This is a genomic window from Aestuariivita boseongensis, assembly GCF_001262635.1.
GTDB lineage: Bacteria > Pseudomonadota > Alphaproteobacteria > Rhodobacterales > Rhodobacteraceae > Aestuariivita > Aestuariivita boseongensis.
Genome location: NZ_JXYH01000024.1, coordinates 1 through 12,860, shown reverse-complemented (window position 1 = coordinate 12,860; position 12,860 = coordinate 1). Strand labels below are relative to the sequence as shown.

Annotated in this window: 12 protein-coding genes; 8 read left to right on the top strand and 4 right to left on the bottom strand. The window is 59.2% G+C overall.

What is annotated here, in order from left to right; all coding sequences use genetic code 11:
• Positions 1-17: 17 nt before the first annotated feature.
• Entirely contained in the window at positions 18-947 is a 930-nt protein-coding gene (locus tag TR61_RS10830) for a TRAP transporter small permease subunit (protein WP_050930011.1), read from the bottom strand.
• Between the two features lie 157 nt (positions 948-1,104).
• Positions 1,105-2,190: a TRAP transporter substrate-binding protein gene (locus tag TR61_RS10825; RefSeq protein ID WP_050930010.1), complete on the bottom strand. Its 1,086-nt coding sequence runs from the start codon at positions 2,188-2,190 to the stop codon at positions 1,105-1,107.
• Positions 2,191-2,427: 237 nt separating this feature from the next.
• Between TR61_RS10825 and TR61_RS10820 the strand changes: the two genes are divergently transcribed.
• The 5 genes from TR61_RS10820 (at position 2,428) to ilvN (ending at position 9,494) form a co-directional block, all read left to right on the top strand.
• The gene (locus tag TR61_RS10820) at positions 2,428-3,864 is read left to right on the top strand and encodes a cache domain-containing protein (protein ID WP_050930009.1); all 1,437 of its coding nucleotides are present in this window, start codon (positions 2,428-2,430) and stop codon (positions 3,862-3,864) included.
• Positions 3,861-4,502 (top strand): response regulator transcription factor, encoded by a 642-nt coding sequence (locus tag TR61_RS10815; protein WP_050930008.1) that lies wholly within the window; start codon positions 3,861-3,863, stop codon positions 4,500-4,502. Before TR61_RS10820 ends, TR61_RS10815 begins: the two co-directional genes overlap by 4 nt.
• 129 nt (positions 4,503-4,631) lie before the next feature.
• The gene (locus TR61_RS10810) at positions 4,632-6,731 is read left to right on the top strand and encodes a methyl-accepting chemotaxis protein (protein WP_050930007.1); all 2,100 of its coding nucleotides are present in this window, start codon (positions 4,632-4,634) and stop codon (positions 6,729-6,731) included.
• A 353-nt stretch (positions 6,732-7,084) separates the two neighbouring features.
• A complete protein-coding gene (locus TR61_RS10805) occupies positions 7,085-8,839 on the top strand; it encodes an acetolactate synthase 3 large subunit (RefSeq protein ID WP_050930006.1) in 1,755 nt (584 codons plus the stop codon).
• A gap of 94 nt (positions 8,840-8,933) precedes the next feature.
• Positions 8,934-9,494, top strand: a complete 561-nt coding sequence (ilvN, locus tag TR61_RS10800; protein WP_050930005.1) for an acetolactate synthase small subunit — start codon at positions 8,934-8,936, stop codon at positions 9,492-9,494.
• Between the two features lie 7 nt (positions 9,495-9,501).
• Here the strand turns inward: ilvN and TR61_RS10795 are convergent, their stop codons facing one another.
• Positions 9,502-9,873: a hypothetical protein gene (locus TR61_RS10795; protein ID WP_050930004.1), complete on the bottom strand. Its 372-nt coding sequence runs from the start codon at positions 9,871-9,873 to the stop codon at positions 9,502-9,504.
• A 241-nt stretch (positions 9,874-10,114) separates the two neighbouring features.
• On the opposite strand from TR61_RS10795, the gene TR61_RS10790 reads away from it, so the two are divergent.
• The 3 genes from TR61_RS10790 to TR61_RS10780 all read left to right on the top strand — a co-directional run bounded on the left by TR61_RS10790 (position 10,115) and on the right by TR61_RS10780 (position 12,380).
• A complete protein-coding gene (locus TR61_RS10790; protein ID WP_082181933.1) occupies positions 10,115-10,912 on the top strand; it encodes a helix-turn-helix domain-containing protein in 798 nt (265 codons plus the stop codon).
• 95 nt (positions 10,913-11,007) lie between these two features.
• Positions 11,008-12,168 carry an aromatic ring-hydroxylating oxygenase subunit alpha gene (locus TR61_RS10785; RefSeq protein WP_050930002.1) on the top strand — a complete coding sequence of 387 codons (1,161 nt, stop codon included), beginning with the start codon at positions 11,008-11,010 and terminating at the stop codon, positions 12,166-12,168.
• Positions 12,165-12,380 carry a hypothetical protein gene (locus TR61_RS10780; RefSeq protein ID WP_050930001.1) on the top strand — a complete coding sequence of 72 codons (216 nt, stop codon included), beginning with the start codon at positions 12,165-12,167 and terminating at the stop codon, positions 12,378-12,380. The genes TR61_RS10785 and TR61_RS10780 overlap by 4 nt, the downstream gene beginning before the upstream one ends.
• Here the strand turns inward: TR61_RS10780 and TR61_RS10775 are convergent.
• Positions 12,377-12,860 (bottom strand): DUF2189 domain-containing protein (locus TR61_RS10775; RefSeq protein WP_157440889.1); only part of this gene is annotated, 484 nt, incomplete at its 5' end. The genes TR61_RS10780 and TR61_RS10775 overlap by 4 nt on opposite strands.

Below are 12,860 nucleotides of genomic sequence, written 5' to 3'. Positions count from 1 at the left end.
GTGTGCTGCCCCTAAATTTAGTGTGCGCCTTCGTAGGCTTCTTCACCTTCGCCAAGGCTGTCCTTGTCGAGGTATTTGTTTTCGCTCTCTTCCCCTTCGCGCCATTCCAGGAACGAGCGATAGAAGAAGGCCACCGCGTGGATAAAGACCATCGCCGCAAAGGCGCAAAGCAGGATCTTGAACAGGAAATACCCGTTGAACCCGTTCGGGCTGAAGCCGATGGTTTCCACGTTCCAGCGCAGGGCGCGGGACTTCATCAGCAGACGATCCAGGCTTTCAGAGGCCGAGGGTTTCGGCACGATCAGGTGCCGCCAGAGGAAATACCACCCATACATCCAGGTGATCACCGCCATGGGGGCCATGAAAATCACGGCGCCCACCATGTCGATCACCTTCTTGGTGCGGAATTTCACGGTGGAATAGATCAGGTCAACGCGGACATGGCCGCCCTGCACGAAGGTATACGCGCAGCACAGCGCCACGACCATGGCGTTATAGAGTTTCAGCTCTTCCGCGAACCAGCTCACATCGAACTGCATCGGGATGCCGAACCCGATTGAGATGTCGGGCCGCGCGAAGACGCGCTGCATGAAGATGATGATGATCTGCTGCAACACCATCAGCAGGCCGGCCCAGGCAAAGAAGCGCCCGGTGACGTTGGCAAAGCCTTCCAAACCGCGCACGACGGCCCAAAGGAAGTTGCCTCGCCAGATTCCGATCAGGAAAATGACCAAGGTTAGGGTGAAGCAGACAAAGAAGAATTCGACCGATCCGCCATAGTAGACGAACCGCATGATGGCCTCGTTGTTGGACCAATCCAGCCAGAGGCCGGGATGCGTGATCGCATAGGCGAAGTTGTAAAACGACATTCCGATCTGGCTTACGAACCAGATCAGACCGTCCAAAAGCGCAGCGAAACCGCCGCCTTCGGTTGCGTTTTCTTCCATCTGAGCTCCCCCACCGGGCCCTCCCGTTAAGGCCCGTCTAGCAATGTCCCCGCGCAGGCGTATCACTGCAGCTTTGTTTTGGTCGAAAGAGGCCCGGTGCGATTGCACCGGCCCTCTCTCAGCTTGTCTTCCTGTGGTTTTATCCCGTTTCGGGCGTTTAGCCCAGAACGCGGTCGCGCTGTGCGACGTAAACGCCCGAGGACTGCTTGATCCAGCCCGACGACGACTTCATCGACGCCATGGCGCTGTCGTGGATCTTCTTGAACAGCTCGTCGCCCATGTTCTCGTCGAGAACTTCGCGCGATGCGGTGCCGAAGGCATCCCAGACGCTGTCGGGGAATTCCAGAACCTTCACGCCCGATGCCTGCAGACGTTGCAGAGCGGCACCGTTATTGGCCAGGAACTGGGCCAGGTTCCACTGGTGGCACTCGCCCGCAGCGATCTCGATGATGCGCTGATGCGCGGGGCTCAGGCTTTCGAAGACTTCGCGGTTGGTGGCCAGCGACAGACCTGCGCCCGGCTCGTGGAAGCCAGCGGCGTAGTAGGTCTTGGTGATTTCCTGGAAGCCGGCTTTTTCGTCCGCCCAGGGGCCGATCCACTCGGTGCCGTCGATGGCGCCCGATGCCAGCGCTTGGTACACTTCCGAACCCGGCAGGTTCTGAACCGATGCGCCCAGTTTGCCCAGAGCTTTACCGCCCAGGCCCGGCATACGGAACTTCAGACCGTTGAAGTCTTCGGGCGACGTGATCTCGCGCGAGTACCAGCCGCCAGCTTGCGCGCCGGTGTTGCCCGCCAGGAAGGATTTCAGGCCAAAGATCTGGCCCAGCTCGTCATGCAGCTCCATGCCGCCGTCGAAATAGTACCAGTTCACCAGTTCTTGCGCCGTCATGCCGAAGGGCACGGCGGTGAAGAAGGCATAGCCGGGATGCTGACCGACGAAGTAGTAGTCAGCGGCGTGATACATATCGGCCTGACCGGCGGTCACAGCGTCGAACACTTCGAACGCACCCACCAGTTCACCGGCGGCTTTCAGGTCAACTGTCAGCGAACCACCGGACATTTCGGTGATCATGGTTGCTGCACGCTCGGCGGCGTCATGCACACCAGCAAGGCCACGGCCCCAGCTGGTGACCATGGTCAGCGTGCGGTTGCCCTGGGCATAGGCCGGTGCGGCCAGCGCGCCGGTGGTTGCTGCAGCGGCACCACCCAGAGCAGAGGTTTTCAGAAATTTGCGACGATCCATAGGGTCACTCCTCCCGTTATGGTTAACGCCCGCCTCGTGACGACGGGCGGATCGTGAAAGTGGCGTAAACCTACTGATTTGGTCGGACTTGTGAATACCTACTACTGCGTAGAGATCGCGGTTTTTTCGACCTGCCCCTGAATAAGATATCCGGTTTTCCTTTGCCTTTCTTGCATCGCCAACCGCGAAAGACGCAGCAGACTGGTCTTTGGCGCGATTCCGCCGTATCGATTCGACATGAGCTTCTTGCGCAATCTGTGGACCCCGAACTATGCCCAGAAGCTGTCGCTTCTGGCGGCGGTGCCGCTGATATTTGCGGTCACGCTGATCGCCGTTCTGGTGGCGTACCAGTCACGCGCGCTGACAAATCGCGAGATCGAGACACTGCAGGAACAGCTGATCGAGGCCAAGAAGGCCGAGCTGCGCAACTATGTCACCCAGGCGCGCAACGGGTTCTACTTCATATATGGCCGCGCGCCTTACGACGATACGTACGCCAAGGATCAGGTCTCGCAGATCCTGGCGGCGATGATCTATGGCAAGGACGGGTCTTTCTTTGTTTATGATTACGACGGCAACAACCTTGTGAACCCGCGTCACACCGATCTGATCGGTGGCAACTGGAGCGGTCTGACCGACAGCGCGGGCACGCCGGTGGTCGATGAACTGATCCGCCTTGCACGCGAGGGGTCGGGTTATCATCAGTTCTTGTGGACCAAACCCTCCACCGGGGAAGAGGCGCAGATGATCGCCTATGTTCTGGGTCTGCAGGACTGGCGGTGGGCTGTGGGAACGGGCGTGTTTATTGACGACATCCTGGCATCCGTGGCCGCCCAGCGCGCAGATGTGGAGGAACGCACGCAAAACACGTTTATCTATATCGGCGCGATTGCCCTTGTGGCCCTTCTGGTCGTGTTCGTTTCGGGCATGGTTCTGAACATCCGCGAACGCAGGCTGGCGGATGCCAAGCTGAAAGAGCTGACCCAGCGCGTGTTTGACGCGCAGGAAGAGGAACGCAGCCGCGTGGCACGCGAATTGCATGACGGCATCAGCCAGATTCTGGTCGGTGTGCGCTATGCACTGGACAATGCCCGCAGGCGGTTTCAGCGCGGCGATGACAAGGCCGGCGATGCGCTTGAAACAGGGATCACCAATCTGGGCCAGGCCATCACCGAGGTGCGCCGGATCAGCCGTGACCTGCGCCCCGGCGTTCTGGACGATCTGGGCCTGGGTCCGGCAATCAAATCGCTGGCCGACGATTTCAGCGCCCGCACGGGGATCGAGGTTGAATTCAGCACGGTTGTCTTCCGCAACCGGCTGGATCAGGATGCCAAGATCGCCCTCTATCGCATTGCCCAGGAGGCACTGACCAATATCGAGCGCCATTCGGGCGCAACGCAGGTGTCGGTGGACCTGCGTGGCCATAAATCGGGCGCCACCCTGCGGATCAGCGACAATGGCCGCGGCATGCCGAATGATCGCAAGCCACATCCCGGGCTGGGCCTGCGCAACATGCAGGAACGTATCGAACAGCTTGACGGCAGCTTGCGAATATTGTCCACAAAGCCCGCCCGAGGCGCCAGCGGCGGCACGGTGATCGAGGCGCGCGTGCCTCTGACCCATTTGCTGCCGCCCGATGGGCGCGCACAGTCAGATTGGGAGGCGCAGGCATGAGCGCACCTGTCAAAGTTCTTATCGTTGACGATCACCCGATGGTGGCCGAAGGCATCCAGTCCATTCTTGAGACTTACGACGACATCGCGGTCGTGGGCACTCTGGGCAACGGTCAGGACGCGGTGGACCAGGTCGATGCGCTGGACCCCGATGTCATTCTGATGGATCTGAACATGCCGCGGCTGGGCGGGCTGTCGGCCACCGAGATCCTTCTGGAAAAACGCCCCGACACCCGCATCCTGGTTCTGTCGATGCATGACAGCCCCGAATACATTTCAAGCGCGCTGAGCCATGGCGCGATGGGCTATGTGCTGAAAGATGTGCCCACGGATGAAATCAAGCAGGCCATCGACACCGTCATGCGCGGCGAGCGGTATCTGTGCACCGGTGCCGAAGGATCGCTGAAGCCCAAAACCGACGCGCGCGAGGCGCTGACCGGGCGCGAACAGACGATCCTGTTGCAACTGGCGCAGGGCAAATCGAACAAGGATGTCGCCGAAGGTCTGAATATCTCGGTCCGCACGGTGGAAACCCATCGCAAGAACATCAAGCGCAAGCTGGGCATTTCCTCGACCGCGGGGCTGACACGTTATGCAATGGAACATGGCGTGCTGCAGGGCACCGGATCGGCCTTCTGACGCGCGGCAAAATTCGTTGTATTCGAAATAAGCCGGCGCCCGTAAACGGGATGTTAGCAACCAGGCCATACCCACGGGGCACAGAATCCATTTTGCCGTGGGGTGTGCCCTGTGAAACTACGCTATTTGATGATCCTGATGATCGCGCCGCTGATCTCGATCGCGGGCTACTTCGTTTGGCTTGAAAAAGCACGCCTGCAGGCGACCATCGACAGTGCAGAGGAATCGACGCGCGCGGCAACCGAATTGCTGCTGGCTGCGGAACTGATCCACGAATTGCAGAAAGAACGGGGGTATTCCGTCGGCTTCGTGGCGTCTGAGGGGCGCAATTTCCAGGACGCCGTGCGCACCCAGCGGAGCAAGACCGACGCGACCTGGTCAAACAGCCGGGCAAACCTGCCTTTCCTGACGGACCACCATCCGGGCGACCTTCGTCGCTTGACGACCGCGATGAATGATATCGGGGCGATTCGGCTTGAGGTGACGAACAGGACCATCCCGGCGCCTGAGGTTGCGGCGTCCTACACGAAGATCGTCGAGGATGTGATGGGCGTAACATCGAAGGTGATCACTGCCATCAACAGCGGTGAGCTTGAGCATTATGCACGTGCATCCGTGCTAATGTCGCAGGCAAAGGAATCCGCCGGTCTTGAACGCGCCGCCGGGGCCGCCGGGTTGGGGCGCGAGGTTTTCCCACGCGATGTCTTTGCCCGCTTCATCGCGCTGCAGGCAGCCCAGAACAAGGCCCTGAAGCTGGCAAGCGCGGAACTTGGCGGCGACAGCGTTGTGGACCGGCTGATGTTGAAACCGGTCTATGCGCGACTGAGCAACTTGCGCGAAGGGGTCGATGAGGCCGTTGCCGCCAACACCCAGGCCGATGTCACGGCAGAAGAGTGGTTTGACGCCGCGACCGACTGGATCGATGCGCTGAGCGCGCTGGAGCGGTCGATGATCACGACAGTGCGCGACAATGCAGAGGTGATGCTGGCCGATGCGCGCAAAACGCTCACGCGTGAGCTGTGGCTGAGCATCTCTATCACCTGTGTGGTCCTGCTGATCGCACTTGCGACATTCGAATATGTCATTTTCCGGGTGAAACGGCTGACCCGCGCGATGCAACGTTTCACAGAGGGGGAGTTCAACGTCTGGATCCCCGGCATCAAAAATCGTGATGAAGTGGGTCAAATGGCCTCTGCCCTTTATCATTTCAAGCAGGAAACCCTGGCGATGCGGAAAGCCGCGGAGGAGCAAAAGGCCGATGATGAAGCCGCGATTCTGGGCAAAGCTCAAAAAGTCGTGGACCTGGTCACCGAAGGGCTTGGTGCACTGGCCATGGCGGATTTGTCCTGTCAGTTCGATACGCCGCTGGATCCCGAATATGACAAGATCCGAACTGACTTCAACGCGGCCAATCAAAGACTGCGCGACGTGATGCTGGCAATCGTACAAACCGCGGAGGAGCTGGACCAAAGTGCACAAACGCTAATGCAGTCCTCTTCTGATCTGGGTCATCGCACAACCGAGCAGGTGGATACCATCGCGTCGACGAACGATCGGGTGTCCAAGCTGTCAAGCGAGGTCGCGGAGTTCGCGTCGCATGTCCGAAACGCATCCGAGCGCGCCAGTTCGGCCAAGAGCACGGCCGACAGATCAGGAGCCGTTGTCAAATCGGCGGTCGATGCGATGGACAGGATCGCGAATTCCTCCAAGGAAATCGGCCGCATCATTTCGATGATCGAAGACATCACGTTCCAGACCAATCTTCTGGCGTTGAACGCGGGTGTCGAAGCCGCGCGCGCCGGCGAAAGCGGCCGGGGCTTTGCCGTCGTGGCATCGGAGGTGCGCGAACTGGCCAAACGGTCCAGCACCGCGACGCAGGAAATACGCAGCCTTATCGAAGACAGCGGCAAAACCGTTGAAGAAGGCGTCGGGCTGGTGGGCCAGGCCGGCGACTCGCTGGAAGATATCTTTGCGCAGATCACCGAGATAGACGAGGTTTTGGGCCGCGTCGCGGAAGGCTCTGCCACCCAGGCGACAGACCTGCAGGACATTGCCAACGAGGTGATGCGACTGAATGATCTGGCCAGCCGCAATATCGAGGTTGTCGATGCCTCGGGCCAAACCTCGCAGGAGACGGCGCGCATGTCCAAACGGATGACCCATCTGATCCGTGATTTCCGCCTTCAGCCCCTTGCGCCCGGGAGCCCCGGGAGAGAACGTGCGGCCTGAACCTCCGACGGCAGGAAATCCCACGCACCGGCCCGCGGTCGTCAGACATGTTTATCCGGCCGCCCCCACATTTCGTTTGGCATATTTTAACGCATCGAGGGTCTGAGCAATATTCGGAAAGATTTCTTTGCCGTCACGACATCTTTTTGCAATTTTGCCGGTTGACGCCCCCTGCACACGACCATAATGTCCGCCGCGTATGAAGGAGCGAGTTGAGTGACCCGTCTAGTCGTCATTGTAGGACACACGCGCATGGGCCGGTAACGGTTAACCATAATCAGACCCATGCGCCTCGGACCAAAAATCCGGGGCTTTTTTATGCGACAAGGAAGATCTCGATCGGAGCACATGAGATGACCAAGGACATGACCGGAGCGAAAATGGTGGTTCAAGCCCTCAAGGATCAGGGTGTGGACACGGTATTTGGATATCCCGGTGGTGCCGTCCTGCCGATCTATGACGAGATTTTCCAGCAAAACGACATTCGCCACATCCTGGTGCGCCACGAACAGGGCGCGGTACATGCCGCCGAGGGCTATGCCCGCTCCACCGGAAAACCCGGAGTGGTTCTGGTGACCTCCGGCCCCGGTGCCACGAATGCGGTTACGGGCCTGACCGACGCGTTGATGGATTCCATTCCGATCATCGTTCTGACCGGTCAGGTTCCCACGTTCATGATCGGCTCGGACGCCTTTCAGGAAGCCGACACCGTGGGCATCACCCGCCCCTGCACCAAGCATAACTGGCTGGTCAAGGAAACCGACGCACTGGCCAAGACAATTCACGAAGCCTTCCACGTCGCCACATCGGGCCGCCCCGGCCCGGTCCTGGTGGATATTCCCAAGGATGTGCAGTTTGCGTCCGGCACCTATCAGGGTCCGAAACCGTCGGCGTCGCATTACCAGCCTGCAGTCAAAGGTGACATGGAAGAGATCACCGAACTTGTGGCCGCGATCGAAAAAGCCAAGCGCCCGATTTTCTATACCGGCGGCGGTGTGATCAATTCCGGCCCGGCAGCGAGCCAGCTGCTGCGCGAACTGGTGGATGCCACGGGCTTTCCCATCACCTCGACCCTGATGGGGCTTGGTGCGTACCCCGCGTCGGGCAAGAACTGGGTCGGGATGCTGGGCATGCATGGCCTTTACGAGGCCAATATGGCGATGCATGACTGCGACCTGATGATCAATATCGGCGCGCGGTTCGACGACCGGATCACCGGCCGCATCGACGCGTTCAGCCCAAAATCGAAAAAGGCGCATATCGATATTGACCCCTCGTCGATCAACAAGGTGATCCGCGTCGATATCCCGATCATCGGCGATGTGGCCCATGTGCTGGAAGATGTGCTGAAGGTTTGGAAATCGCGCGGCCGCAAAACCAATGCCGAAGGGCTGTCGAAATGGTGGAGCCAGATCAACGACTGGCGCAAGATCGACTGTCTGGCCTTCACCCAGCAGGGCAAGACGATCAAACCGCAATATGCGCTGGCACGCCTGGAAGAGCTGACCAAGCACCGCAAGGACCGCTACATCTGCACCGAAGTGGGCCAGCACCAGATGTGGGCCGCGCAATATCTGGGCTTTGAAGAACCCAACCAATGGATGACATCGGGCGGTCTGGGCACGATGGGTTATGGGTTCCCGGCCTCGATCGGTGTGCAGATGGCGCATCCGGATGCCCTGGTCATCAACGTGGCGGGTGAGGCCTCGTGGTTGATGAACATGCAGGAAATGGGCACGGCCGTGCAGTATCGCCTGCCGGTGAAGCAGTTCATCCTGAACAACGAACGCCTGGGCATGGTGCGCCAGTGGCAAGAGCTTCTGCATGGGGAGCGCTATTCCCACAGCTGGTCGGATGCCCTGCCCGACTTCATCAAACTGGCCGACGCCTTTGGGGCCAAGGGCATTTTGTGCAAGGATCCCGATGATCTGGATGACGCGATCATGGAGATGCTGAACCATGACGGACCGGTCCTTTTCGACTGCCTTGTCGAAAAACACGAAAACTGCTTCCCCATGATCCCTTCGGGCAAGGCGCATAACGAAATGCTTCTTGGCGAAGCGGAAACCCAAGGCGTGATTGACGCGAAAGGCAGTGTCCTGGTGTAACGCAAGAGTTTTGCAAAACTCTTGCCAGCGCCCGGCTGCACCCACTCTCTTTCCCGATCCTTCCAAGGATCGGGACCCCGCGAAAGGAAAAGACATGTCCGCCCTGAAAATCAAGAAAGGCGCCACCAGCCATTCCGCATATAACCTGCGCCCCACGTTCTCGGATGTGGAAGAGCGTCACACGCTTGCGGTTCTGGTGGAAAACGAACCGGGCGTTCTGGCCCGTGTCATCGGTCTGTTTTCCGGGCGTGGCTATAACATCGAAAGCCTGACCGTGGCCGAGGTGGACCACACGGGCCATCTGTCGCGCATCACCATCGTGACCACGGGCACTCCGCAGGTGATTAACCAGATCACAGCGCAACTGGGTCGGATCGTGTCAGTGCACGAGGTGCATGACCTGACCGTGGAAGGCCGCAGCGTGGAACGGGAGCTGGCCATGTTCAAAGTGGTGGGCACCGGTGAAAAGCGGGTCGAGGCATTGCGCCTTGCCGATATTTTCCGCGCGAATGTGGTGGATTCAACGCTGGAGAGCTTCATTTTCGAAATCACCGGCGCACCCGAAAAGATCGACGCCTTCGCCGATCTGATGCGCCCGCTTGGTTTGCAGGAAATGGCACGCACGGGCGTCGCCGCATTACTGCGCGGCGACTGACACCGTTTCAGCCGGTTTTGACGGACAGTTCACGCTCTTTTCTTTGGGCGACCGGGGCATCCTGAAAGAGCGGGATGACCTCGGCCACGCGCTTTTCCGGCAGAGCGTCTTCGACCTTGAGTAAAATATTCTGTTTCCGCGCGTCCAACACCTCGGGAAGATCGCGATAAAGACCGCCCTTAACCACTTGGGGATTCAGGGCAAATCGCAGGTGACGCACGGTCTCCACATCAAACTGCACAAGATCGCCGGGGGCGAATTCCGGGCTGGTTGAATGCCCCTCGTCCACCCTGCGGTAAAAGGCCAGTTCTCCGTGGTCTTCACACCAGATTACCGCCTTCCCTTCCCGAGGATCACTCCAAAGGACAACACCCAACATTTCTTTTCCGACCCGTTTCTTATTCCTACCCTTAAGTATTGCTTCAAAACAGCGTCAGGCGCAGGCGGAAATGCTGCGTCTGCAACTTGCAATTTGTGTCTATAACAGTAGGTTGGAGCAACTGTTCAGCGTCACCCTTGTCTCTATTTGGCGTCACATTGCGAATAATTATGCAAATGACACTTTTTTGACGAGGATTCGGCGCAACAGTGGAACCGAACTGATAAGACTGTGGCCTGCTATGCCCAAAACAACGCGATCTCCGTCCGAACTCAGGAACATGTTTGGCGCTAACTTGCGCGTGATGGCGCGGGACTATCCGTCCATTTCCGAGCTGTCGCGCCAGTTGGGCATTAATCGCACCCAGTTCAACCGCTATCTGGCCGGCGAAAGCTTTCCCAGACCGGACGTTCTTGACCGGATTTGTACCTTCTTTGGCGTCGATGCGCGTATTCTTCTGGATCCAGTAGACTCGCTCTCGTCCGGATCTGACCCGCTGACCGGGGATTTTCTGAAGAACTTCGTGGGCAAAGGTGTGCACGAGGTGACGGAAGAGTTCTTTCCAACCGGCTTCTACCGCTTTTCCCGACGTTCCTTCGTAGATCAGGACAAATTCGCCATGGGCCTGGTCTATGTGTTCCGCGACGGCGACACGTGTTTTGTGCGGGGCTATGAACCCGTCGCCGCAATGCGGGCGCAAGGCTTTCCCCTGGACAGTCGGGCACGCGAGTATCGTGGGATTGTTCTGCGCGAAGAAAACGGTGTCACATCGTTGATGTCGCGGCGCGGAACGATGACATGTTCGTTCAATTTCCTCAGCCGCGTTGCGTCCTTCGACAACAATTTCTGGGTGGGTTATGTGACGCGCACCGTGGCCGAAACGCTCAGCACGACGCGGGCTGTCCGCATGGTTTACGAATATCTGGATTGTCCGTTCACGGAAGTTCTGCACATGGCGCGCAACATGGGCTTCATCACTGAAGACCAACTGCCCCCCTTTCATGCACGCCTTCTAGAGCCGAACCGCCCGTTTCGCTGACATGTCGCCCCTGACAAAGTGACGTCGCCAACATGCGCGATGGCTGATGCCGCGCGCGTTAGGATCGTGAGCAGTCACATCAAGGAGGTGGTGCGATGTCTGCCACATTTACCGATCTTCAGAAGGTTCGCCGACCCATCGCCGATGCCAATGGCCTGTCCAACGCCCATTACATCGACCCCGCCGTGTTCGAAGAAGAAAAACACGCGGTTCTGGGGGCTAACTGGGCCGGGCTGTCTGTGGCGGCCGCCGTGCCGGAACCGGGCGATGCCATCCCGATGGAGTTTCTGGGCCAACCCCTCCTGCTGATCCGGGATCGTGCGGGCCAGGTGCGCGTCTTTCTGAACATCTGCCGCCATCGCGGGATGATCCTTGTTGAAAAACCCGGAAAGATCGAAGGGGCCATCCGCTGCCCCTATCACAGCTGGTGCTATTCCAGCGACGGGCGGCTGGTCAGCACCCCGCATGTGGGCGGTCCTGGATACAACACCCATGAAGGGATCGACCGCAGCACGCTGGGCCTTGTCGAAGTGCGCAGCCATATCTGGCGCGATGTGGTGTTCATCAACCTGTCAGGCACCGCCGCACCGTTTGAAGAGGCGATGGCCAATGTGATCGCCCGCTGGGCGGAGTTTGACAAACCGCTTTATCACGGCGGCGCGGAAAGTGCGTTTCAGCTTGAGGTCAATTGCAACTGGAAGCTGGCGGTCGAGAACTACTGCGAAAGCTATCACCTGCCCTGGGTGCATCCCGGCCTGAACAGCTATTCCCGGCTGGAAGATCATTATCACATCGAAGAACCGGGCCGGTTTTCCGGTCAGGGCACGCTGGTCTATCGCCAGTTGCAGGGCGAAGACGGCGCGGTCTTTCCCGATTTTGACGGGCTTTCCGACAAATGGGATACGGCCGCGGAATACATCGCGGCCTTTCCGAATGTGCTGTTCGGGGTCCACCGCGATCATGCCTATGCGATCATCCTGGTGCCCGAGGGGTTGGACCGCACGGTGGAGCATGTCCACATCTATTACGCAACGCCCGATACGGATGAGGCATTGCGCGCCAAGAACGCGCAGCTTTGGAAAGGTGTCTTTGTCGAGGACGTCTTTGTCGTCGAAGGCATGCAGCGCGGGCGTCACGCCGATGGCTTTGACGGCGGGCGGTTTTCCCCGGCGATGGATGGGCCGACGCATCTATTCCACGATTGGGTCGCGGGCCAGATCGAAGCCTATCGCGATCTGCCGCGCGCGGCGGAATGACGGATCTTGATGCGCAGCTTCTGGCCGCGCATGAGGCCTGTGACGCCCCTGCCCTGATCCGCCTGTATCAGCGCGCGGCGGATCAGGCAGCGACGCTGGATGCGGCCTGTTTCTATCTGACTCATGCCTATGTCTTCGCGCTGGAGGCCGCCCACCCGGATGTGGAGGCCATCCGCGCGCGGCTGGTGGCCGAGGGCCGCGAACCCGCCTAGGCGGTGGCCAGCCGGTACAGATGCCAGGTCGCGTGCCCCAGAAGCGGCAGTACGATCAACAGCCCCAGAAACCACGGGATCAGCGCAAGGAAGGTGATCACCGCGATGAAGACGGCCCAGCCCAGCATGGGACCGGGATTGTTCTGCACGTATTTGAAACTCGTGATCATCGCGGTGACGAAATCCACCTCGCGGTCCAGCAAAAGCGGCAGGGACAGCACCGTGATCATGTACAGCAGCAGCGCAAACAGTGCGCCCACCAGCGTGCCGAATGCCAGCATGCTTAGGCCGTTGACCGTCAGAAACACCTCGAACGAGCTGTGGATATTCGTCATCGTGGTCAGCCCCAGGAACAGCGCAAAGATCATGTGACCCACGAAGAACCAGAACAGGAAGACCACAACGATGATTGCGCAGATCGACGGCAATTGCCGACGGCTCTGGCGCAGGATGACGCCAAAGATTTCGCCCATGCGCAAC